Here is a 23,332-nt window from a genome sequence, read left to right as displayed (position 1 = left end):
GGATGTCGCGGTCGTCTCCCCGACTGCAAACGTGATCGTCGCGCCATTATCCAGCGTCAACACCAGCGGCTCATCCGTCGGCGCATTGTCGATCGTCGCACTGATCGTCGCCGTTCCACTTCCCTCATCCACCGTCACATCACCCAGGCTCACCGCCGTGATGTCGGTCGTGTCTTCCACAACGACCTGCGCCGTCGCTGTCGTATCCAGCGATTCGTATTCCGCTCCGCCCGTATAGCTGCTGATGCTGACCGTATTGGTCTCGCCATCCACATACGGATCATCGCCCTGCACCACAAACTCGCTGGATGTCGCGGTCGTCTCCCCGACTGCAAACGTGATCGTCGCGCCATTATCCAGCGTCAACACCAGCGGCTCATCCGTCGGCGCATTGTCGATCGTCGCACTGATCGTCGCCGTTCCACTTCCCTCATCCACCGTCACATCACCCAGGCTCACCGCCGTGATGTCGGTCGTGTCTTCCACAACGACCTGCGCCGTCGCTGTCGTATCCAGCGATTCGTATTCCGCTCCGCCCGTATAGCTGCTGATGCTGACCGTATTGGTCTCGCCATCCACATACGGATCATCGCCCTGCACCACAAACTCGCTGGATGTCGCGGTCGTCTCCCCGACTGCAAACGTGATCGTCGCGCCATTATCCAGCGTCAACACCAGCGGCTCATCCGTCGGCGCATTGTCGATCGTCGCACTGATCGTCGCCGTTCCACTTCCCTCATCCACCGTCACATCACCCAGGCTCACCGCCGTGATGTCGGTCGTGTCTTCCACAACGACCTGCGCCGTCGCTGTCGTATCCAGCGATTCGTATTCCGCTCCGCCCGTATAGCTGCTGATGCTGACCGTATTGGTCTCGCCATCCTTATACGGATCATCGCCCTGCACCACAAACTCGCTGGATGTCGCGGTCGTCTCCCCGACTGCAAACGTGATCGTCGCGCCATTATCCAGCGTCAACACCAGCGGCTCATCCGTCGGCGCATTGTCGATCGTCGCACTGATCGTCGCCGTTCCACTTCCCTCATCCACCGTCACATCACCCAGGCTCACCGCCGTGATGTCGGTCGTGTCTTCCACAACGACCTGCGCCGTCGCTGTCGTATCCAGCGATTCGTATTCCGCTCCGCCCGTATAGCTGCTGATGCTGACCGTATTGGTCTCGCCATCCACATACGGATCATCGCCCTGCACCACAAACTCGCTGGATGTCGCGGTCGTCTCCCCGACTGCAAACGTGATCGTCGCGCCATTATCCAGCGTCAACACCAGCGGCTCATCCGTCGGCGCATTGTCGATCGTCGCACTGATCGTCGCCGTTCCACTTCCCTCATCCACCGTCACATCACCCAGGCTCACCGCCGTGATGTCGGTCGTGTCTTCCACAACGACCTGCGCCGTCGCTGTCGTATCCAGCGATTCGTATTCCGCTCCGCCCGTATAGCTGCTGATGCTGACCGTATTGGTCTCGCCATCCTTATACGGATCATCGCCCTGCACCACAAACTCGCTGGATGTCGCGGTCGTCTCCCCGACTGCAAACGTGATCGTCGCGCCATTATCCAGCGTCAACACCAGCGGCTCATCCGTCGGCGCATTGTCGATCGTCGCACTGATCGTCGCCGTTCCACTTCCCTCATCCACCGTCACATCACCCAGGCTCACCGCCGTGATGTCGGTCGTGTCTTCCACAACGACCTGCGCCGTCGCTGTCGTATCCAGCGATTCGTATTCCGCTCCGCCCGTATAGCTGCTGATGCTGACCGTATTGGTCTCGCCATCCACATACGGATCATCGCCCTGCACCACAAACTCGCTGGATGTCGCGGTCGTCTCCCCGACTGCAAACGTGATCGTCGCGCCATTATCCAGCGTCAACACCAGCGGCTCATCCGTCGGCGCATTGTCGATCGTCGCACTGATCGTCGCCGTTCCACTTCCCTCATCCACCGTCACATCACCCAGGCTCACCGCCGTGATGTCGGTCGTGTCTTCCACAACGACCTGCGCCGTCGCTGTCGTATCCAGCGATTCGTATTCCGCTCCGCCCGTATAGCTGCTGATGCTGACCGTATTGGTCTCGCCATCCTTATACGGATCATCGCCCTGCACCACAAACTCGCTGGATGTCGCGGTCGTCTCCCCGACTGCAAACGTGATCGTCGCGCCATTATCCAGCGTCAACACCAGCGGCTCATCCGTCGGCGCATTGTCGATCGTCGCACTGATCGTCGCCGTTCCACTTCCCTCATCCACCGTCACATCACCCAGGCTCACCGCCGTGATGTCGGTCGTGTCTTCCACAACGACCTGCGCCGTCGCTGTCGTATCCAGCGATTCGTATTCCGCTCCGCCCGTATAGCTGCTGATGCTGACCGTATTGGTCTCGCCATCCTTATACGGATCATCGCCCTGCACCACAAACTCGCTGGATGTCGCTGTCGTCTCCCCGACTGCAAACGTGATCGTCGCGCCATTATCCAGCGTCAACACCAGCGGCTCATCCGTCGGCGCATTGTCGATCGTCGCACTGATCGTCGCCGTTCCACTTCCCTCATCCACCGTCACATCACCCAGGCTCACCGCCGTGATGTCGGTCGTGTCTTCCACAACGACCTGCGCCGTCGCTGTCGTTTCCAGCGATTCGTATTCCGCTCCGCCCGTATAGCTGCTGATGCTGACCGTATTGGTCTCGCCATCCACATACGGATCATCGCCCTGCACCACAAACTCGCTGGATGTCGCGGTCGTCTCCCCGACTGCAAACGTGATCGTCGCGCCATTATCCAGCGTCAACACCAGCGGCTCATCCGTCGGCGCATTGTCGATCGTCGCACTGATCGTCGCCGTTCCACTTCCCTCATCCACCGTCACATCACCCAGGCTCACCGCCGTGATGTCGGTCGTGTCTTCCACAACGACCTGCGCCGTCGCTGTCGTATCCAGCGATTCGTATTCCGCTCCGCCCGTATAGCTGCTAATGCTGACCGTATTGGTCTCGCCATCCTTATACGGATCATCGCCCTGCACCACAAACTCGCTGGATGTCGCGGTCGTCTCCCCGACTGCAAACGTGATCGTCGCGCCATTATCCAGCGTCAACACCAGCGGCTCATCCGTCGGCGCATTGTCGATCGTCGCACTGATCGTCGCCGTTCCACTTCCCTCATCCACCGTCACATCACCCAGGCTCACCGCCGTGATGTCGGTCGTGTCTTCCACAACGACCTGCGCCGTCGCTGTCGTATCCAGCGATTCGTATTCCGCTCCGCCCGTATAGCTGCTGATGCTGACCGTATTGGTCTCGCCATCCACATACGGATCATCGCCCTGCACCACAAACTCGCTGGATGTCGCTGTCGTCTCCCCGACTGCAAACGTGATCGTCGCGCCATTATCCAGCGTCAACACCAGCGGCTCATCCGTCGGCGCATTGTCGATCGTCGCACTGATCGTCGCCGTTCCACTTCCCTCATCCACCGTCACATCACCCAGGCTCACCGCCGTGATGTCGGTCGTGTCTTCCACAACGACCTGCGCCGTCGCTGTCGTATCCAGCGATTCGTATTCCGCTCCGCCCGTATAGCTGCTGATGCTGACCGTATTGGTCTCGCCATCCACATACGGATCATCGCCCTGCACCACAAACTCGCTGGATGTCGCGGTCGTCTCCCCGACTGCAAACGTGATCGTCGCGCCATTATCCAGCGTCAACACCAGCGGCTCATCCGTCGGCGCATTGTCGATCGTCGCACTGATCGTCGCCGTTCCACTTCCCTCATCCACCGTCACATCACCCAGGCTCACCGCCGTGATGTCGGTCGTGTCTTCCACAACGACCTGCGCCGTCGCTGTCGTATCCAGCGATTCGTATTCCGCTCCGCCCGTATAGCTGCTAATGCTGACCGTATTGGTCTCGCCATCCACATACGGATCATCGCCCTGCACCACAAACTCGCTGGATGTCGCGGTCGTCTCCCCGACTGCAAACGTGATCGTCGCGCCATTATCCAGCGTCAACACCAGCGGCTCATCCGTCGGCGCATTGTCGATCGTCGCACTGATCGTCGCCGTTCCACTTCCCTCATCCACCGTCACATCACCCAGGCTCACCGCCGTGATGTCGGTCGTGTCTTCCACAACGACCTGCGCCGTCGCTGTCGTATCCAGCGATTCGTATTCCGCTCCGCCCGTATAGCTGCTGATGCTGACCGTATTGGTCTCGCCATCCACATACGGATCATCGCCCTGCACCACAAACTCGCTGGATGTCGCGGTCGTCTCCCCGACTGCAAACGTGATCGTCGCGCCATTATCCAGCGTCAACACCAGCGGCTCATCCGTCGGCGCATTGTCGATCGTCGCACTGATCGTCGCCGTTCCACTTCCCTCATCCACCGTCACATCACCCAGGCTCACCGCCGTGATGTCGGTCGTGTCTTCCACAACGACCTGCGCCGTCGCTGTCGTATCCAGCGATTCGTATTCCGCTCCGCCCGTATAGCTGCTGATGCTGACCGTATTGGTCTCGCCATCCTTATACGGATCATCGCCCTGCACCACAAACTCGCTGGATGTCGCTGTCGTCTCCCCGACTGCAAACGTGATCGTCGCGCCATTATCCAGCGTCAACACCAGCGGCTCATCCGTCGGCGCATTGTCGATCGTCGCACTGATCGTCGCCGTTCCACTTCCCTCATCCACCGTCACATCACCCAGGCTCACCGCCGTGATGTCGGTCGTGTCTTCCACAACGACCTGCGCCGTCGCTGTCGTATCCAGCGATTCGTATTCCGCTCCGCCCGTATAGCTGCTGATGCTGACCGTATTGGTCTCGCCATCCACATACGGATCATCGCCCTGCACCACAAACTCGCTGGATGTCGCGGTCGTCTCCCCGACTGCAAACGTGATCGTCGCGCCATTATCCAGCGTCAACACCAGCGGCTCATCCGTCGGCGCATTGTCGATCGTCGCACTGATCGTCGCCGTTCCACTTCCCTCATCCACCGTCACATCACCCAGGCTCACCGCCGTGATGTCGGTCGTGTCTTCCACAACGACCGTGGCCGTGTCATCTGTGTTCAGATCATCGAATCCACCACCTGTCGATCCAATGATCGACACCACAATCTCTTCAGAATCAATAAACGGATCATCACTGGGAGCATCAAAGGGATCCGAAGTTCCGGTCGTTTCTCCGACTGGAATCGTGATCGTCACACCATTGTCAAGGCTGATCACCAGATCAGTCCCAACCACTGGACTATCAACAGTGGCAGTAATCGTGGCGCTGCCACCCTCATCAACCGTCACATCTCCGAGGGTGACCGTGCCTGTAACAGGCGGAATGGGAGGCTCAGGTGTCGGCCCAGGGGTGGGCAGGGGCGTAGGCGTTGGGGGAGGGGTGGGCTCAGGAGCAGGTGCTGGAGTCGGTGCCGGATCCGGAGTGGGAGCCGGTGCCGGCAGAGGAGGGGTGGGTGTGGGTTGAGGGGTAGGTGTAGGGGCCGGCTCAGGCGTGGGAGTTGGGCTGGGCTCAGGCGTCGGCGAGGGCGACGGTTCGGGTGATGGAGAGGGCGTGGTCTCTGGATTGTCAAACGCCGTGAGGGTGGGGGTCCCGGTAGAGGTGTCGACGGACGCAAGATTCGCGAGAGCAGGGCTCGAGCCAACAAAACGAGTGCTTGTGGACGGAGAGGCTCCGCCACCGCCTAGGGAGGGGAGGCCCCCGCTGCCACCACCTGCAGGGATGAACGGACCATCGCTGGAAGAACCACCAACAGGAAATGTTGTGCCAACATCACCCGGCGACGGCTGGTCAACCTGCTCCGTGAAGTTGTCGAAACTCTGGGTGGGGAGGGAAGAGGCACCGGAATCGGGATCGATCCAACCACTTTCCTGGTAGTTCGGATCAAAGGCGACGGATGCGGCAGCCTGCCGTTGGATCTCCTCAGACTGATTCGCCACCGAATCTGCACCAGCCGACTCAGTGGTTTCAACCGGATTGGATCCAGTGATGTCGTCAGCCATGGGGGGTCTGGGCAGGGGGTCACGCTCACCAGAGCAGGACCGATCGGATCTCACTGGTGCTTGATGCCTTTACCGTAGATGAGCTGACCACAAGCCAACAGGGCGGCTTCCCGTGATTCCGGGAATGCTGGAAGCATCTGAGCGATAGATTTCGGCGACGCAGCCAAGATCCCAGTCGCCGCAAGGGATCTGAAGAGCTGAGAGGAAGCTGAGAATCAAGCAGAATGCCGACGTTACAAAGACATCAACCTGTGGAAAACAAACGGAATCAGCAATCGAAACTCTGAATTTCCTGAACCTCTGAAGAAGCCTGCTCCAGCAAAGGCTGCTGGGTCTGCGACATGTCGAGCAACGCCTGTACATGCCCGTCCAAGGCTCCGAGCACGGCGGCGCCATCGGCATTGCCAAGGTCGTCGTACACGATGGCATCATGATCAGCCAGTCCCTGATCATGAAGCGTGTCGGCCAGCGCGTTCAGAAGATCCTGCTGAATCTCATGGTATTGCTCCAGCGGCAGGCCTTGATCCTCAAGATAGGTACTCACTGTCTGGTCGAGGCCATAGGCCAGCTCAGCTGTTCCCAGGCGAGGAGCCGAATCCATCGACTCCGCAGGATCAGGATCGATCCGGCCGAGTCCATCGAGATAAACGGCCACCAGATCATCGAGAGCAAGATCACCTGCTCGGCCGCCAGTAGGAAAGTTCTCGCCAAGGAGCGAGACAGTCTGCTCGGCAGACATCGATCGACACACGGTGAAGACACCGACCCTAAGGGCACCATGAACGCTGAGGCAATGCAGCAAGGCTTGAATCCGATCACGATCGGCGTCTCCATCGCCAGATCAACCGTGGAGATCGCCCTGCAGAGCCGAAAACAGCAGATGCAGCAGCAAGTTTGGTACAAGCTGAAAGGATGCTGAGAAACAGACTCAGCGAGACTCTCGCAGGGCCGAATTCAAGGTGCGGGTGAATGGCTGGAAGAGGTAGCGAAGGACACTGCGCTTGGGTCCCTCAATATCAGCAACGACAGGCATACCAACCTGTATCGGAAACTTCTTGTCGCCGGAGCCAACGTACTGCTGATCCAAGGAGATCCTAGTCTCATAGTAGTACTGCCGATCGTCAGGATCTTGAACCGTAGAGGGGGAGATATTCAGGACCTTCCCTGAAACTGATCCATAAATACTGGAGTCAAACGGCTTCAGCTTCACGCTCACGGTCTGCCCCTTGCTCACAAAACCGATATCTGTCGATCGCACCCGGGCTTCAACAATCTTGGGGGAGTTGGTGGGGACCAACGACAACACCACGGATCCAGGAGCAATAACGCCACCCGTCGTCTTGAAACGGAGATCATTAACCTCTCCACTGATCGGAGCCCGGATTTTGGTACGGTCCAGCTGGTTACGCAGCTTCTTGATATTCTGCGACACGACTGCTTCCTCGTTCACCAAGGCAGCAATCTGGCTGCGCTCCTCAAAGCGGATCCCGGAGTTGAGGCTGCGTAGCTCCGCTTCAGCCTGAAGCAACAGCTTGGTGGCTTGAGCGCGGGTACCCAGCAACGAAGCCATCTTGGTCTGAGACTCGGCCACCTGCTTGTCAACCTGTAACAAATTGAGCCGGGATGCCGCACCTGAAGCCACAAGGTTGGCATACATCTGCCGCTGCTCCTTAAGCAAATTCTGCTCAACCCGATAGCGCTGAATCTGAGCGTCAAGACCCTTCAGCTCTTCTCGCTTCTCATTGATCTTTTCATTCACCTGCCGAATCTGGTCCGTACGGTTTTCAATCCGGCTATCTAGCAAGTCACTTTGCGCCTTGGAGACTTTGTCACTCGCACTTTGACTTAAAGATCCGCTCTCTCCACGGATCGCCGCCTGAAATTGACGCTGCTGCAGCATCAGATTGCGAAGTTGCTGTTCGATAGCTCGGTATTCGCTTTCGACAAGATTGGGACGCAACTGCAACATCACCTGTCCTTGGCTCACCATATCGCCGTCGCGAACATCAACCCTCTCGACAATGCCGCCCTCAAGGTGCTGCACAACAGACACTTCACCCTCCGGAATCACCTCCCCCGAAGCGCTCACAACCTGGGTGATCGGCGTCAGTGCCGCCCAGGGGAAAAAAATCAGAACAGCGGCACCAAGACCATACAGCGCGTAGCGCAAATAGCGGTTATCAGGTTTTTCCTCCAGTTCGAGGGCCTGACTGAGGCGATGGCGTCCCACCAGTGTGATGGCATCCGGCGTGTCACTGCCGAGCAACGGCGACGCAAGCCCTCGGTCGGGAGGAAGGCTCAAGGAAGACTCTGGGATCGCCGGCAAGTTGGTCATGGGAAGAAAGAAAGCGAGTGGATCTGGAGGACCTGATGACGTGTCAACAGGACTCAGGATGCAGGTTGTGGCTGCTTCATCTGCGATCGCAGCTCATCAGCTGTGCCTTGGAAGACCGTGACCCCCTTATCGAGAATGCAGAGGCGATCGGCCCGCTCCAGCAAGAGTTTGTTATCAGTAGCCAGAATGACGCTGCGGTCCTGGCCCGAGAGGCTGCAGCGCCGAAGACTGGGCAACACCTCCAGCACGGCATCGAACTGGGCCGGTGCGAGGCCCTGACTCAGATCGTCCAGGAGCAGAATCGGAGTGTCCTTGATCACGGCTTGCGCAAGGGCAAAGAGCTTGCGAATGCCTTTCGGAAGTTGAAATACAATTTCGTCTGTCAGGGCAGTTTGCAAGCCGTCGGGAAGATTCTCCAGAAAATCTAGAATCCGCAGCTGGTGGCAAACACCGCGGACACCAGAAAGGGTGGCGTCTGGGTTCATGGCTGTGAGGTTGGATAGTACCGTACCCGGCAAAAGCTGAACATCAGACATCAAGTAAGCGATATTCCTCTGGATTCCGTCCACACCAAATTGGCGGTAATCCTTGCCATCGAACAGCAACGTACCACTGACCAGCGGAAAGAGCTGATCAATGACTCGCAGCACGGTCGATTTACCACAACCGGAATTACCTGTGATCGCAAGGATTTCACCAGGAGATACTGTCAGCGAGACCCGCGTGATCGCGAATTTGTTTTCAGTCCCCAGCCGGCAAGCAGCGGAGTCGAGCAGGATCGATCCCCGCAATCGTGTCGTCGAAGTCGTATCCTGTGAAGCCCTCGGTTGGGAAGCTGATCGGATCTTGAGAAACTGATCCAGCTGCTGATACTGATTGCGCATGGTGGTGTAACGCAACAAGGCACTCATCAGCAGCTGGAAAGGTCCGAAGATCCTCCAGACAAAGAACATGGCAGCGATCAGATTTCCGAACTGCGGAGCCACCACATTGTCCAGACCTGCTTCTCCCTGGGCGATGTTCAGGGCCATCAAGGCCCCGATCGCCAGGGTCAGAACCCCGGCAAGCTGAGACGTGGTGCTGGAAATCACCTGTAATCGGCCAACCTGGCCGTTGATGGTGAGAGCAGAAACACTGCTTTGGGCAGAAAGTCCACGGAGCCGCTGCAGCCACACCCACTCGACGTTGGCAAGCTTCACCTCGAGAAAACGATGCACAAGCTCAAGCTGAGCTTGGCTGATGCTGGTGCCAGTAGCCTGATTGAGGGTTGCAGCGCCTGAGTAATAGCGGCTCATCAACCAGACCAGAAGTCCGCTGACCAGCATCAAGACAAGCGGGACCAGGACCAGCCAGCCGGCAATGAATGCCACCGCAGCCAGATATACCGTGATGAAGGGAAAATCCAGGCAAGCCAAGGCCAGGGGGCCTTGCACATAACCAAGCAGGCTCTCGAGATTGCGGAAGCGGCTGGTCAGACCAGATTGGCCGAGGGACTCAATCTGACGGTAGTCAAGACCGAACAATTTCTCCACCAGACTCACTCCCAGCAGAGCTTCAAGCCTGCCGGAAAGCTGCGAAAGAGAAGACGCACGCCACTGGCGCAGGTTCCAGTCAAGGAAAAACAGCACAACCACTCCCAGGAAGATCCAGAAAGTTGAAGTCAGGCTATTACTTGGAATGGAAATATTATAGATTGCCCGCATATAAAAGGGCAAGGCGAGCCCAAGAAGCGCAAGAGCAAAGCTGATTGCATAAAGAACACAGATGCGATTGCTGAAACGATAGAAAATCTGCTTCAGCAGAGTGATCCGTTCCGTGCTGCCCCGATCCTGAAGCCACACCAGCTGACCAGAAGCCGGAATCTCGGTAAGGGCACAACGGCCGAACACATTCCCGGCCACCAGATCATCCTTGGCGGTGAGCGAGATCACGTAGGCAATATTGTCTGGGCTCACATAAAGAGCCGGCAACAACTGTGGATTGAGTTGACTCCAAGCCTGAACTGTTTCGGTACGGCTGCCGTAACCCAGACGCAGCAACAGGTTGCGGGCATCAACCAGATCCATCTGGCGAGGGTCTCGGCCCACCAGCTCAAACAACTCCTCGGGGCGCCCCGTCCACATCAGCTGCTGCAACAGCAGCCTGACGCAGAAGGCCATCGGCGCTTCCTGGCTGAGCGTGAGATCACGCAGCAGAACGGTGCGGCTGGTCACGCGATCACCTCAGGAAGACGAATGGGAAGTTGGATCTGCTGATCGCTGATCGAAACCAGTACGTTACCCACACCATTGAGCAACACCGTGGTATGACCCTTGGTGCGCTTGAGCACGCGCTCCAGGCCATCGATGAACTGCTTGCCATAAGAACAATCACTCAAATCAATCATCACAACTTTCGGATCTGTCGCCAGAGCACGGACCAACTGAAACAGATGCAGGGCATCACTGGATAGTCCACTGGGCATTGAAGTGCCAATCGTGGTGTTATATCCATCCGGAAGGGAGCGAACCTTGGCGTCAAGCCCAATCAGATAAGACCAAAAAAGAGCTCGTCTTCGATAACGAGTCGGCTGAAAACTAGTGATATTCTGCAAAAGAGTCCCCTCAAAGAATTCCATCGAGGGATCCACATACACGATCTCATTCCTGAGCGAGTCTCGGCGAAAGGAAGCTATTGGAATGGTGTCAACCTTCAAGTTGAGGAAAGTCTCGACCTGAATCATTGCCAGAAAGAGGTGACGCACATCGCCACCAAAACTGGAGTCCTTCAGCAACACCGAGGAACCGATCAGAATCGGCTCCAGAACGTGTCCCTCGACTTCCAGCTGAAGCGACTTCTCAAGATTCAGCTCCTCGTTACCACCAATTGATTCCGTTGGGGTGGCCATCAACAGGTCGAATTCCTGTCGCGCATGGGTGAGACGCCGGTAGCTGTTCCAAAGCCCCATGGCCTGTTGCCAGGGGGAAAGGATCTTGCCGCCAAGCAGCAGGGCAGCGGCCAGAGCACCAGACAGCAGATCACCACGGATGACCAGGAAAGCACCCCACGTGATGATCGCCGCCATGGTGAGCTGCGACATCAGGGAGCCAAAGGCCTGGTAACGGCCATTGAACTGGTTGGATTGCATGCGCTGCCAGGCCAGCTCCTCCTGGCGATGCTCGTTTCCCACAAGAAACTGACGACCCAGACCATTGGATTTGATCAGATTGATCGCATCCATCAACCTGTTTTGATAATTGAGTCGATCCAACTCAAGGCCATCATTGCGCCTGGAAATCTCTTCATATTGACGAGCAAAAGAAAGAGAACGCAGCAGATACACCACAATCGCCAAAACAGCGATGAAGCCAACACTGCCAGCAATCAAAAATAGAACCAGAACAAAGATCAGTGAAAAAGCCAGATCAATCGCAGTATTCAGCGCCTGCAGGGAACTCTCATCGCGCAGGAGGTTGATACTGTTCAATCGCTCGGCATGGGTCGTGGGCGGAGTGCGCAGATAGTCATCAAGACGCATCTGAGAAAAGTGGCTCAACGCCATCAAGCGCCGGCCATGCTCGATCCGTGCACCATCAGCGCCGGTGAGGGTGAGACGCACCGTTTTCAACCAGCCCGAAAGCAGCATCAACACCACAACTCCCACCGTGAGCACCCAGAGGCTTGAGGTGGAACTGGTGGGCAGAATTGAGGTATAGACAATATTGATGTAAAGTGGCGAGGAGAGCTCAAGAAGATTGATCAGAATCGAACTGATCAGGATTGGCCCCAATTGATACCGACTCCAATCCAGTTCGCGCAAGGACTGAAAGTATCGATGCCGGATCAACTCCTCAATGAGCTCCACAGCCATGCCGATGGACTGCCTGATGGAAGACCACCAGGAGCTGAGTGTGCTGAACGCCAAGGCCACAAGACTGTCTCGAAATCTCAACGGAATGGCTGAGACATCGCACAAACCATAGTCGATAGCACAGCCTAGCCACGCCCGCAAATTGGGGCTGGAATGAAATCAAGCCTAAATATCTCTTAATTCTCATATTCGTCTTGAGGCAAGACAACTGCTCGTGGTTGGGTGGTTATGTTGGACCCGTTGCCATGAAAGGGCCGTTCGTGAACCAGCCCAACAGGGCGCATTCCCCAGCAATCGCCAGCGCGAGCATCGCCAGTCTGCCGTTCATCATGTATCGCTTCCGCCTCAGCTCCGATCAGGTGCAGGTGGAGCTTGTGGCCAATGGCAACAGCCAGCGGGTGCCGTTTCAGGTCCTCGGCCCCACGAGCGAGGTGGCCTTTCTGGAGGAGCTGCTGGAACAGCAGTTCGGTACCCTCACGATCAATCCGGCCGAGCTTTTCTCGTTTCTGGAATCAGACTGCTGGGTGAGGCAGTGCTTCGCCGAACCCCAGCTGGTGGAGGGGGATCTCAAGGCCTCCCCCTCGCAGGACACCAGCTTTCAGCTGCAGACGCTTGGCAACAAGCTCGTCCAGGCTGGCATTCTGACGATCGATGAGCTTGAGCATCTGCTCGAGGACTATCGCCCCTTTTCGGAGACCCAGCGCTTCGGCGAATTCCTTCGTCTGAATCTGCAGGTTCCGCCCCAGCTTCTTGACCTTCTGCTCAACCCGGCTCTGTTTGACGAGCAGGGGTTCAACGAGAAGCGACTCGGCGACAGGCTGGTGGAGATGGGCTGCATCAGTCAGAGCCAGCTGGATGGGGCCCTGGCTCAGCAGAAGCGTGAAGGCGGCCGCATCGGCGAACTGCTTGCCCAGAAGGGTTTGATCTCCGAGACCACGGCCCGTTTTTTCTCCATGGCCAGGGTGAACGACAAGGGGCAGATCGACTACAACGCCGTCGCCTGAGCAGGTTCCCGCGGAAGCCTGTCGCGGTAGAGAGCATCGGCCATGCGCGCCGTCTGCACGATCGGACCGACATCGTGCACACGCAGCACATCCGCCCCCGAGGCGATCGCTGCCACGCAGACCGCTGCCGTGCCCCACAGGCGAGCCCGGGGGCGCTGTTCCTGCAGCACCTCACCGATGAAGCGCTTGCGGGACGGACCCAGCAACAGCGGAAAACCCTCGCTCCGGAGCTCGGGCAGGCCCCGCAGCAATGCCAGGTTCTGCGCCGTGGTCTTGGCGAATCCCAGGCCGGGGTCCCAGAGAATCTGACTGACCTGCACACCTGCTGTGAGGGCCCGATCCGTGGCGCGCAGCAACTCGTCGCGCACGGTCGGAACCACAGCACCGTAAGTCGCCATCCTGTCCATGGTCTGGCTGTCGCCGCGGCTGTGCATCAGCACATAGGGACACCCCGCTGCCGCCACCAGGGGCAACATCGCCGGATCCCGTCGACCGCCGCTGACATCATTGATCCAGTGGGCGCCGGCCTCCAGAGCCGCTTCGGCCACTGCCGCATGAAAGGTGTCGATCGAGAGCCGCGGCGCGGCGCCCCCCCCCATCGCCTGCAGGATCAGGTCCAGGCTGGGCATCAGCCGCTGCAGCTCCACGTCCGCCCCCACCTCCACAGCTCCGGGGCGGGTGCTCTGGGCGCCGAGATCGAGCAGGTCGGCGCCCTGCTTCTGAAGGATCAGGGCCTGGCGCAATGCAGCCTCGGGGGCGAGGAAGCAGCCACCGTCGCTGAAGGAGTCGGGGGTGAGGTTCACGACCCCCATCACGAGCGTGCGTTCGCCCCAGAGCGGCAGCGCCGCCGGCGCGGACCTCATGCCGGCGGCTGGTAGTTGGCAATGCGGGCGAATCCCTGGGGATCGAGGGAGGCGCCGCCCACCAGCACCCCATCAATCTCCGGCTGGGCCATCAGCTGGTCGATCGTGGCAGGGTTCACCGAACCGCCGTACTGGACGATCACGCCATCGAAACCCACCCAGCCGCGGATCAGGCCACAGATGCGGTTGGCCTCATCGGCGGCGCATGTCTTGCCGGTGCCGATCGCCCAGATCGGTTCGTAAGCCACGATCAGCCGCTCCGGATCGATGCCCTCGAGGCCCTGCTCCACCTGGCGGTGGATCACCCGCTCGGTTTCGCTGGCCTCCCGCTGGTCGAGGCTCTCGCCCACGCACAGGATCGGGATCAGGCCGGCCGCCTGGGCGGCGCGGGCACGCAGATTGATCTGCTCGTCGGTCTCGCTGTAGTACTTGCGCGGCTCGCTGTGGCCCACGATCGCGTGGGTCACGCCATGCTCCAGCAGCATCGGCGCCGAGACCATGCCGGTGTAGGCCCCCTTGTCTTCCCAGTGCACGTTCTGGGCCGCGATCTGCACGCCGGAACCGGCCAGGGCGGCACTGAGGGTGGGGATGGCGGTGAAGGGTGGCGCCAGCACCACCTCCCGATCAGCGGGCAGATCCTCCACCGAGGGCTTGAAGACCTCCGCAAAGGCCTGCGCCTCGGCGCAGGTCATGTGCATCTTCCAGTTGCCAGCGATGACGGCCTTACGCACCAGCAGGTCCTCTCGGCGAAGTGAGGCAAACGCTATCTGGCGGTGGGATCGGGCACCACCAGCACCTCCCGTCCATCGACCTCCACGACATCGCCGAGGCCCAGCTGCCGGCCCCGCCGGGTCTCGATGGCACCGTTCACCCGCACGTCACCGCGCTGGATGCGGAGCTTGGCCTCTCCACCGGTGCCCACCAGCCCCTGCCATTTGAGGAATTGATCAAGCTTCATCGAATCAGGGGCTGATCGCGGCGGACGATTGATAAGGTTCGCCGATGTTCGCACCCTCGCCGGCCGGCTTCCGGCGTCTCCTGCCCCTGCTGGCGCCCCACCGGCGCCGCCTGCTGGCAGGTGGGCTCTGCACCCTGGTCTACGTGGCCTGCTGGCCGTTGCTGGCCTGGCTGGCGGGTCGTCTGATCCCAGCGATCGGTGCCGGCGATTTCCGCCGTGTGCTCGAGTCGATCCTGGCGGCGCTGGCGGTGTTCCTGGTGCAGAAGGCCGCCCAGTTCGGCCAGGACACCCTGCTGGCCGGCCCGGCCCTGCAGGTGAGCCAGGAGCTGCGTCGCCGCCTGTTCTCGCGGCTGCAGCAGCTCGATTTCGGAGCCCTCGAAAAGCTGTCGGCCGGCGATCTCACCTACCGGCTCACCGAAGACGCCGACCGCGTCGGCGAGGTGATCTACAAGACCATTCAGGACACCACCCCCAGCGCCCTGCAGCTGGTGGTGGTGCTGGGCTACATGGTGTGGCTCGACTGGCCGCTGGCCCTGGCCACCCTGCTGCTGGCTCCGGTGGTGGCGCTGCTGGTGAGTGTCTTCGGCGCCCGGGTGATGACCGCCGCCGAGCGCAGCCAGAAGCAGGTGAGTGATCTGGCTGCCCTTCTGGGCGAGGCGATCGGCGGGCTGCCCCTGGTGCGCGCCTACGCGGCCGAACCATGGCTGCAGCAACGCTTCGATCGGGAGATCGACCTGCACCGCCGCGCCCGTTACCGAACGCTCCAACTGCTGGCGCTGCAGCATCCGGTGGTGGGCTTTCTTGAAGCCGGCGGCATCCTGGCCGTGCTGCTGATCGGCGCGGCCCGCATCCAGGCCGGTGGCCTCGACAGCCAGGGCTTCAGCAGCTACGTGGCGGCCCTGTTGATGCTGATCGATCCGATCTCGCACCTCACCACCAACTTCAACGAATTCCAGCAGGGACAGGCCTCGCTGCGGCGGCTGCGGGCGATCGAGGCTGAGCCCACCGAGCCTCCTGACCATGCCGATGCCCAGCCCCTCGGCCAGGTCCGCGGTGAACTGGTGCTGGATCAGGTGAGCTTCGGCTACCCGGGCGGCAGCACCGTGCTGCACGACCTCGACCTGCGGGTGGAACCAGGACAGGTGGTGGCCCTGGTGGGACCCTCGGGCGCCGGCAAGAGCACCCTGTTCTCGCTGTTGCTGCGGTTCAATGTGGCCGGCACGGGTCAGGTGCTGCTGGACGGCCAGAACCTCGCCAACCTGCGGGCCCGCGAGCTGCGCCAGGCCGTGGCGCTCGTTCCCCAGCAGAGCAGTGTGTTCTCCGGAACCGTGGCCGAAGCGATTGCCTTCGGCCGGCCGGCCAGTCTCGAGCAGATCCAGGCCGCCGCCCACACCGCCAATGCCGCAGGGTTCATCGAGGCCTTACCCCTCGGCTACGCCAGCCGTATCGAGGAGCGGGGCAGCAACTTCTCCGGCGGCCAGCTGCAACGGCTGGCCATCGCCCGCGCGGTGCTGGGCGATCCGGCGGTGCTGTTGCTGGATGAAGCCACCAGCGCCCTGGATGCCGAGGCTGAAGACGCGGTGCAGCAGGGTCTGGAGCAGGCCATGGCCGGGCGAAGCGTGCTCGTGATCGCCCACAGGCTGGCGACCGTGCAGGAAGCCGACAGGATCGTGGTGCTCGATCGGGGCCGCATCGTCGAGCAGGGCAGCCACGCGGAGCTGATGGGGCACGCCGGCCGGTACCGCGAACTCTGCGAACGTCAGTTCATCCATCTCGGATGACGATCAGTGGCATGATCATTTTTGAGCGTCGCGGGTCTGATTCCCTGCTTGCCCAATCGCCATGGATCCCGAGCCGCAGCCTGCCGAGCCCACGCCATCCAACCCCAAGCCAGCGGAACAGCCCCGCAAGCAACTGAAGAAGCCGGTGGCACCCCCGGGATGGGAATACCGGGTGCTGCACGTCAACGTGGACAACAACAGCACCCCTGGACCGCCGAATCCAAAGAAGGACAGTGCCAAGCTGGGGGGCGCTCTGAGTCCGGAATTCCTTAAACGGGAGTTCCCGGATCAGTACAAGAACGCAGACTATAAGGTGATGCACCCAGCCGAACAGCTCCAATTCTTCCTCAACCAGCTGGGTCGTGATCGCTGGGAGTTGGTGGAGGCGGCCCAGGTTGGAACGCTGTTGATGTTCATTTTCAAACGCCCGGCCATCCCTGCCTAAAGTGAGGCCTGATTCAATGGGTTCCCAGTGACCGACTCCAACCTGCAGCAACCTGTGCTGACCTTTGAGGGCAAACGCTATGACCTCAACACCCTGCCCCCGGAGGCGAAGGAGCTGGTGCGGGGCATGCAGGTGGCCGATACACAGCTTCGCATGCACGAAGACACTCTCAAGGTTCTTGCGATTGGACGGCAGTCCATGGCGATGCAGCTCAACGAAAAACTGAAGGAGATCAGTCCGCTCCCCTAGGCTGACCGAGGGAATCGCCGAGGGCGATAGCGGAAAACTGACGCCTTCATCCGATTCACTGACCCTCCCGCCCCATCCAGGCTCCCGTCAGTCAACGAGTTGGACTGACGGGAGCCTGCCCAGCATGGCTTCAATCCTGATCAGCAGAATCTTCGATCACCACGGCATCAAAGTTGTAGCGGCGTGTCAGCTCAAACACCGTGCCGGAGAGCAGCAGCAAGCCGATCAGGTTGGGGATCGCCATCAGACCGTTGAGGATGTCAGCAATCGTCCAGACGATTGAGGTGGTCTGTACCTGGGCCAGGGCATTGGGGCCAGACTGGGAGCTGATGGCGCCCAGCACCACGGCCACGACCCAGAGGTAGCGGAAGGGCTTGATGCCCCGCACTCCCACCAGGAATTCGAGGCAGCGTTCGCTGTAGTAACCCCAGCCCAGAATGGTGGTGGCGGTGAAGAACACCGTGCCGAAGGTCACCAGCCACATGCCACCTGGCATCCCCCAGTCGAACGCACTCATGGTGAGCGCCACACCGGTTTCGCCGGATTCGTAGGCGCCGCTCATCACGATCACCAGGGCCGTCATCGTGCTCACCACGATGGTGTCGATGAAGGTGCCCAGCATGGCAATGCTGCCTTGCAGCACCGGATCACCGGGCTTGGCGGCTGCCTGGGCAATCGGTGCCGTACCGAGACCGGCTTCATTGGAGAAGATGCCGCGGGCGATGCCCTTCTGGATCATCACCCCCAACGCACCACCGGCCATGGACTGAGCGGTGAAGGCATCCGAGAGAATGGTCCCGAAGGCCATCGGGATGCGGTCGTAATTGCCAACCAGGATCACGATCCCGCCCAGCACGTAGACGATCGCCATGAAGGGCACCACCACCTCGGTGACCCTGCCGATCCGCTCAATGCCGCCGATCAGACCAGAAAGGTGATGGCACCCATCACCACGCCGGTGACCAGCTCCGGCACCCCCATCGACTTGTGCAGGGCGAGGGCAAGCTCATGGGACTGCACACTGTTGCCGATGCCGAAGCCGGCCAGGGTGCCGAAGATGGCAAACAACGCCCCAAGCCAGGCCCAGCGCGGACCCAGACCGTTGCGGATGAAGTACATCGGCCCTCCCACGTGCTCACCGAGCTCGTCAACCTCGCGGTAGTGCACCGCCAGCAACGATTCGGCGTATTTGGTGGCCATGCCCACCAGGGCGATCAGCCACATCCAGAACACCGCCCCTGGCCCGCCCGTTGCGATGGCGCCGGCGACCCCGGCCACGTTGCCGGTGCCGATCGTGGCAGCAAGGGCGGTGGTGAGGCTCTCGAAGGCATTCACATCGCCCTCTCCCTTGGTGTTACCTATCGAGGCGATGGCCTGCCGGAAACCGAAGCCGATGCGGCGGAGGGGCATGAAGCCCAGTCCCACCATCAGATAGAGGCCGGTGAGGCCGATCAGCCACAACGTGATCGGACCCCAGACAATGCCGTTGATCTGGTCGAGAACCTGCAAGACAGGGGAGGACGCAAGTGCGCCGATGGTCTCACGGGCACTGCCCAGTGGCCAGCCATCCCTCAGGCGAGAGGTTGCAGATCCTCGAATCGGAAGCTCTGACGGCCGGAATCTCCCTCAGAATCCGTCTCGATCACACGTTCGCCCAGCACCCAGGGACCCGCTTCTGTGAGAGGCACAAAGGTATCGGTGAAACGGCTGAGGCCACCACGGAGGGCACCCGTGGCGGGATCGCTGTATTGGCTGGTGTATTGGTGGCTGAGATAGCCATGGCCGGTGTCGGTGGTGCTTTCGGTGAAGATCGTCACAACGGTGCCATGGATGTGGCGGTGCACCATCGTCACCACGTCGTTGTGGATGCGGTAGCGGTCGCCTACGCCCTTGCCACCCACGATCACCTCGGTGCCCACGGCATCGGTCTCGCCAGCCGTGAAGGTATTGGCGCCGTGGGTCTGCTCGAAACTGCGGCGCACCCGGTGGATCGCCACTTCCCACAGCTGGGAGGCCACGGCCTTGTGCACCTCCTCATCGTCGAAGCCCTCCACCGTGGCCTTCAGATCGGCACCCACCGTGAAGCTGCCCTCCAACCGCCGCTCGCCCTGCTCCCACACGCAGCGGCCGCGGTAGCCACCGAAGCCAGGATCCCAGGTGTAGCGGTTCTCGTAGGCGGCCCGGAAGGCGGCGGTGCAATCGCTACCCGGGGCAGGCACGCTGCCGCCGGTCACAGCGGGGTTGGAAGCGGCGGTCGAAACGGCGGAGGTCGCGGGCGCGGGGCTGGAGGCCAGGGTCATGGGCGGCGGGAGATGGTGGCCAAACCCTACCCAGGCCGGCAGCGGCCGGTGTTGAGGCCTGCTGCGGCCAGTGCCAGTGCTCAGGCCACCGGCGCCGCCACCCGGTGAATGTCCTGCAGGGCCACGACCTCGAGAGTCTGCTGTTGCAGCGCCGCGATCGCCTCCACCGCAGCCAGCCCACCGGCCAGGGTGGTCACCGTGGGCACGGCGTAATCGAGTGCCGCCCGGCGCAGGTAGGTGTCGTCGTGGGCGGCCTGGCGACCGATCGGCGTGTTGATGATCAGCTGGATCCGGCCGGAGCGGATCGCATCCTCGATGTTGGGCCTGCCCTCGTGCACCTTCAGCACCCGCTCCACCGGCAGGCCGCCGTCTTCCAGGGCGGCGGCGGTGCCGCTGGTGGCGATCAGGGAGAAGCCGAGCCCATGCAGGCTCCGGGCCACCGGCAGCAGGCCGGCCTTGTCGCGATCGTGGGTGGAGAGGAACACGCTCCCCCCGGTGGGCAGGGCATCGCCGGCGGCGATCTCGGCCTTGGCGTAGGCCATGCCGAAGCTGCGGGCGCTGCCCATCACCTCGCCGGTGGAGCGCATCTCGGGTCCCAGCACGGTGTCGGATCCAGGGAACCGTTTGAACGGCAGCACCGCTTCCTTGACGCTCTGCAGCGGCGGCACCGGTTCGGTGGTGAGGCCGAGATCCGCCAGGGTGCGGCCGGCCATCAGCTGGCTGGCCACCTTGGCGAGGGCCACACCGGTGGCCTTGGCCACGAACGGCACCGTGCGGGAGGCGCGCGGGTTGGCTTCGATGATGTAAACCGTCTGGCCGCTGGCGGCATCCCCCTGCACGGCGAACTGCAGGTTGATCAGGCCGCACACCTCGAGAGAACGGGCCAGGGCCGCGGTCCACTGGCGGATGGTGGCCAGGGCCTCGGCACCGAGGGTGCGCGACGGCAACGCACAGGCGGAATCGCCGGAGTGGATGCCGGCCGGCTCAATGTGCTCCATCAGGCCACCGATCACCACCCGGCCCTCCCGGTCGCAGAGGGCATCGACATCCACCTCCGTGGCGTTCTCGAGGTACTGATCGATCAGCACCGGATGGTCGGGAGACACCTGCACCGCCTCGACCATGTAGCGGTTGAGCTCGCTCTCATCGGCCACCACCTCCATGGCCCGCCCGCCCAGCACGTAGCTGGGGCGCACCACCACCGGGTACCCCACCCTGGCGGCCACGGCCCGGGCCTCGGCATCGGTGCGGGCCAGGCCGTTGCGGGGCTGGCGCACCTCCAGCTGGCGCAGGATCGCCTCGAACTGCTCACGGTCTTCGGCGCGGTCGATCGATTCCGGTGAGGTGCCCCAGATGCGGGTGCCGGTGGCGGCACCCTCGGGGCTGTTCAGCCAATGGAGCAGGGGGATCGCCAGCTTGAGCGGCGTCTGGCCGCCGAACTGGACGATCACTCCCTCCGGCTTCTCGGCCTCGATCACGTTGAGCACGTCTTCGAAGGTGAGGGGCTCGAAGTAGAGCCGGTCGCTGGTGTCGTAATCGGTGGACACCGTTTCCGGGTTGCTGTTCACCATCACCGTGGCGAAACCGGCCTCCTGCAGAGCAAAGGAAGCATGCACACAGCAGTAGTCGAACTCAATGCCCTGGCCGATGCGATTGGGGCCGCCGCCGAGGATCATCACCTTGCGGCGGGTTTCGGGCTGCACCTCGTCTTCCGGTGGCACCAGCTGCAGCGAACCGTCGGCGGCGATGCGCTCCAGGGGGCGCTCGTAGGTGGAGTAGTGGTACGGGGTGCTGGAGGCGAATTCGGCGGCGCAGGTATCCACCGTCTTGAACACGGCCCGCACCCCCAGTGCCTGGCGATGACGCCGCACCGCCAGCTCCTCGCTGCCGGTGGCCCAGGCGATCTGGCGATCGGAGAAGCCCAGCTGCTTGAGCTCCAGCAGAGCGGCGGCATCGAGCTGCTCCAGCCGACGACCCTGAAGTAACCGGCCTTCGGCCTCGACGATGCCGCGCAGCTTGGCCAGGAACCAGGGATCGATCGCGGAAAGCCGGTGGATGTCCGCGTCGCTGCGGCCGGCGCGCATGGCGTCGCGCACGGCGAAGATCCGTTCGGGGGTGGGGGTGCGCAGGGCCCGCTCCAGCTCCGTGCTTTCCAGCTGCCGCTCGGGACGGTCGCAACCCCAGCCGGCATGGCCGGTCTCGAGGGAACGCAGGGCCTTCTGGAACGACTCCTCGAAGCAGCGGCCGATCGCCATCGCCTCCCCCACCGACTTCATCGAGGTGGTGAGCACCGGTGAGCTGCCCCGGAACTTCTCGAAGGCGAAACGCGGAATCTTGGTCACCACATAGTCGATCGTGGGCTCGAAGCAGGCCGGCGTGGCGCCGGTGATGTCGTTGATGATCTCGTCGAGGGTGTAGCCCACCGCCAGGCGGGCGGCGATCTTGGCGATCGGAAAGCCGGTGGCCTTGGAGGCCAGGGCGGAGGAGCGGCTGACGCGGGGATTCATCTCGATCACCACCACATCGCCGTTGGCGGGATTGATCGCGAACTGGATGTTGCTGCCGCCGGTGTCGACCCCGATCTCGCGGATGATCGCGATCGACTGATCGCGCAGCCGCTGATACTCCCGGTCGGTAAGGGTCTGGGCCGGCGCCACCGTGATCGAATCGCCGGTATGCACCCCCATCGGATCGAGGTTCTCGATCGAGCAGACGATCACCACGTTGTCGGCGGTGTCGCGCATCACCTCCAGCTCGAACTCCTTCCAGCCCAGCAGCGACTTCTCGATCAGGATCTGGGAGACGGGGCTGGCCTCCAGGCCGCTCTTGCAGAAGGCGCGGAATTCATCGGGGTTGTAGGCGATGCCCCCGCCGGAGCCGCCCAGGGTGAAGGCGGGGCGGATGATCCGCGGATAACCCCCGATCTCCTCGCCCACGGATTCGGCCTCCTCCAGGCTGGTGGCGATGCCGGAGGGGCACACGGCCACACCGATCCGCTCCATCGCCTGCTTGAACAGGTCGCGGTCTTCGGCCTTCTCGATCGCCTCCAGATTGGCGCCGATCAGCTCCACCCCGTAGCGCGCCAGGGTGCCGTCGCGGGCGAGGGTCACCGCCAGGTTGAGGGCGGTCTGGCCGCCCATGGTGGGCAGCAGGGCATCGGGCCGCTCGATCTCGATCACCCGAGCCACCACTGCGGGGGTGAGCGGCTCGATGTAGGTGCGATCCGCCATGTCCGGATCGGTCATGATCGAAGCCGGATTGCTGTTCACCAGCACCACCTCGAACCCCTCGGCCCGCAGGGCCTTGCAGGCCTGGGTACCGGAATAGTCGAACTCGCAGGCCTGACCGATCACGATCGGCCCCGAGCCCAGCAGCAGGATGCGACGCAGGTCCGTGCGGCGGGGCATGGGGGGGCGATGGCCAAACGGGCTCAGCCTCTCATGGGCCCTGGCTGGTTCCCGTGCTGGATGGCACCAATATCACCTTGAGCCAGGCCCTCGCT

The 23,332-nt window shown here is 61.6% G+C and carries 14 protein-coding genes and 2 pseudogenes; 5 read left to right on the top strand and 11 right to left on the bottom strand.

Annotation, left to right across the window (positions count from 1 at the left end):
- Positions 1-21: 21 nt before the first annotated feature.
- Together H8F26_RS14185 and H8F26_RS14180 are read right to left on the bottom strand one after the other, a co-directional pair.
- Positions 22-6,045: pseudogene (locus H8F26_RS14185) on the bottom strand (beta strand repeat-containing protein); the annotation flags it as partial.
- Between the two features lie 268 nt (positions 6,046-6,313).
- Positions 6,314-6,784 (bottom strand): hypothetical protein, encoded by a 471-nt coding sequence (locus H8F26_RS14180; RefSeq protein ID WP_197154953.1) that lies wholly within the window; start codon positions 6,782-6,784, stop codon positions 6,314-6,316.
- Positions 6,785-6,823: 39 nt separating this feature from the next.
- Here H8F26_RS14180 and H8F26_RS14175 point away from each other — a divergent pair, with 39 nt between their 5' ends.
- Positions 6,824-6,964 carry a hypothetical protein gene (locus H8F26_RS14175; RefSeq protein ID WP_197154951.1) on the top strand — a complete coding sequence of 47 codons (141 nt, stop codon included), beginning with the start codon at positions 6,824-6,826 and terminating at the stop codon, positions 6,962-6,964.
- A gap of 9 nt (positions 6,965-6,973) precedes the next feature.
- Here the strand turns inward: H8F26_RS14175 and H8F26_RS14170 are convergent, their stop codons facing one another.
- The 3 genes from H8F26_RS14170 to H8F26_RS14160 all read right to left on the bottom strand — a co-directional run bounded on the left by H8F26_RS14170 (position 6,974) and on the right by H8F26_RS14160 (position 12,230).
- Positions 6,974-8,347 carry an HlyD family type I secretion periplasmic adaptor subunit gene (locus H8F26_RS14170; protein WP_231605229.1) on the bottom strand — a complete coding sequence of 458 codons (1,374 nt, stop codon included), beginning with the start codon at positions 8,345-8,347 and terminating at the stop codon, positions 6,974-6,976.
- Between the two features lie 86 nt (positions 8,348-8,433).
- A complete protein-coding gene (locus H8F26_RS14165) occupies positions 8,434-10,593 on the bottom strand; it encodes an ATP-binding cassette domain-containing protein (RefSeq protein ID WP_231605228.1) in 2,160 nt (719 codons plus the stop codon).
- Positions 10,590-12,230 (bottom strand): ABC transporter transmembrane domain-containing protein, encoded by a 1,641-nt coding sequence (locus H8F26_RS14160; protein ID WP_197154947.1) that lies wholly within the window; start codon positions 12,228-12,230, stop codon positions 10,590-10,592. The genes H8F26_RS14165 and H8F26_RS14160 overlap by 4 nt, the downstream gene beginning before the upstream one ends.
- A 329-nt stretch (positions 12,231-12,559) precedes the next feature.
- Between H8F26_RS14160 and H8F26_RS14155 the strand changes: the two genes are divergently transcribed.
- Positions 12,560-13,234 carry a hypothetical protein gene (locus tag H8F26_RS14155; protein WP_197154945.1) on the top strand — a complete coding sequence of 225 codons (675 nt, stop codon included), beginning with the start codon at positions 12,560-12,562 and terminating at the stop codon, positions 13,232-13,234.
- Here the strand turns inward: H8F26_RS14155 and folP are convergent.
- Genes folP through H8F26_RS14140 form a run of 3 tightly spaced genes read right to left on the bottom strand, consistent with a single transcriptional unit; the run spans position 13,216 to position 15,055 of the window.
- Positions 13,216-14,097 carry a dihydropteroate synthase gene (gene folP / locus H8F26_RS14150; protein WP_197154943.1) on the bottom strand — a complete coding sequence of 294 codons (882 nt, stop codon included), beginning with the start codon at positions 14,095-14,097 and terminating at the stop codon, positions 13,216-13,218. The two genes, H8F26_RS14155 and folP, sit on opposite strands and share 19 nt — an antisense overlap.
- The gene (gene tpiA / locus H8F26_RS14145) at positions 14,094-14,828 is read right to left on the bottom strand and encodes a triose-phosphate isomerase (RefSeq protein WP_197154942.1); all 735 of its coding nucleotides are present in this window, start codon (positions 14,826-14,828) and stop codon (positions 14,094-14,096) included. The genes folP and tpiA overlap by 4 nt, the downstream gene beginning before the upstream one ends.
- A 32-nt stretch (positions 14,829-14,860) precedes the next feature.
- A complete protein-coding gene (locus tag H8F26_RS14140; protein WP_197154940.1) occupies positions 14,861-15,055 on the bottom strand; it encodes an RNA-binding S4 domain-containing protein in 195 nt (64 codons plus the stop codon).
- A 44-nt stretch (positions 15,056-15,099) separates the two neighbouring features.
- Here H8F26_RS14140 and H8F26_RS14135 point away from each other — a divergent pair, with 44 nt between their 5' ends.
- The 3 genes from H8F26_RS14135 (at position 15,100) to H8F26_RS14125 (ending at position 17,530) form a co-directional block, all read left to right on the top strand.
- Positions 15,100-16,836 carry an ABC transporter ATP-binding protein gene (locus tag H8F26_RS14135; protein WP_197154938.1) on the top strand — a complete coding sequence of 579 codons (1,737 nt, stop codon included), beginning with the start codon at positions 15,100-15,102 and terminating at the stop codon, positions 16,834-16,836.
- Positions 16,837-16,897: 61 nt separating this feature from the next.
- Positions 16,898-17,281, top strand: a complete 384-nt coding sequence (locus H8F26_RS14130; RefSeq protein ID WP_231597845.1) for a hypothetical protein — start codon at positions 16,898-16,900, stop codon at positions 17,279-17,281.
- Between the two features lie 27 nt (positions 17,282-17,308).
- A complete protein-coding gene (locus H8F26_RS14125) occupies positions 17,309-17,530 on the top strand; it encodes a DUF6447 family protein (RefSeq protein ID WP_197154936.1) in 222 nt (73 codons plus the stop codon).
- A gap of 130 nt (positions 17,531-17,660) precedes the next feature.
- Here H8F26_RS14125 and H8F26_RS14120 read toward each other — a convergent pair.
- From H8F26_RS14120 to carB, 3 genes and pseudogenes are all read right to left on the bottom strand, one after another.
- Positions 17,661-19,039: pseudogene (locus H8F26_RS14120) on the bottom strand (alanine/glycine:cation symporter family protein).
- Between the two features lie 62 nt (positions 19,040-19,101).
- A complete protein-coding gene (locus tag H8F26_RS14115; RefSeq protein WP_197154934.1) occupies positions 19,102-19,830 on the bottom strand; it encodes a DUF3386 domain-containing protein in 729 nt (242 codons plus the stop codon).
- Between the two features lie 80 nt (positions 19,831-19,910).
- Positions 19,911-23,237: a carbamoyl-phosphate synthase large subunit gene (gene carB, locus H8F26_RS14110; protein WP_197154932.1), complete on the bottom strand. Its 3,327-nt coding sequence runs from the start codon at positions 23,235-23,237 to the stop codon at positions 19,911-19,913.
- Positions 23,238-23,332 lie beyond the last annotated feature (95 nt).

The organism is Synechococcus sp. CBW1006, assembly GCF_015840525.1.
GTDB lineage: Bacteria > Cyanobacteriota > Cyanobacteriia > PCC-6307 > Cyanobiaceae > CBW1002.
Note: the sequence above shows the minus strand (reverse complement) of the source record. Positions and strands in the feature narration are given on the sequence as shown.

Bases quoted from the DNA above. Each gene is read 5' to 3' on its own strand.
- carB (WP_197154932.1), bottom strand. From the start codon at position 23,237: ATGCCCCGCCGCACGGACCTGCGTCGCATCCTGCTGCTGGGCTCGGGG.
- folP (WP_197154943.1), bottom strand. From the start codon at position 14,097: ATGAGGTCCGCGCCGGCGGCGCTGCCGCTCTGGGGCGAACGCACGCTC.
- H8F26_RS14130 (WP_231597845.1), top strand. From the start codon at position 16,898: ATGGATCCCGAGCCGCAGCCTGCCGAGCCCACGCCATCCAACCCCAAG.
- H8F26_RS14160 (WP_197154947.1), bottom strand. From the start codon at position 12,230: ATGGCTGTGGAGCTCATTGAGGAGTTGATCCGGCATCGATACTTTCAG.
- H8F26_RS14140 (WP_197154940.1), bottom strand. From the start codon at position 15,055: ATGAAGCTTGATCAATTCCTCAAATGGCAGGGGCTGGTGGGCACCGGT.
- H8F26_RS14155 (WP_197154945.1), top strand. From the start codon at position 12,560: ATGTATCGCTTCCGCCTCAGCTCCGATCAGGTGCAGGTGGAGCTTGTG.
- H8F26_RS14180 (WP_197154953.1), bottom strand. From the start codon at position 6,784: ATGTCTGCCGAGCAGACTGTCTCGCTCCTTGGCGAGAACTTTCCTACT.
- H8F26_RS14175 (WP_197154951.1), top strand. From the start codon at position 6,824: ATGAACGCTGAGGCAATGCAGCAAGGCTTGAATCCGATCACGATCGGC.
- H8F26_RS14115 (WP_197154934.1), bottom strand. From the start codon at position 19,830: ATGACCCTGGCCTCCAGCCCCGCGCCCGCGACCTCCGCCGTTTCGACC.
- H8F26_RS14135 (WP_197154938.1), top strand. From the start codon at position 15,100: ATGTTCGCACCCTCGCCGGCCGGCTTCCGGCGTCTCCTGCCCCTGCTG.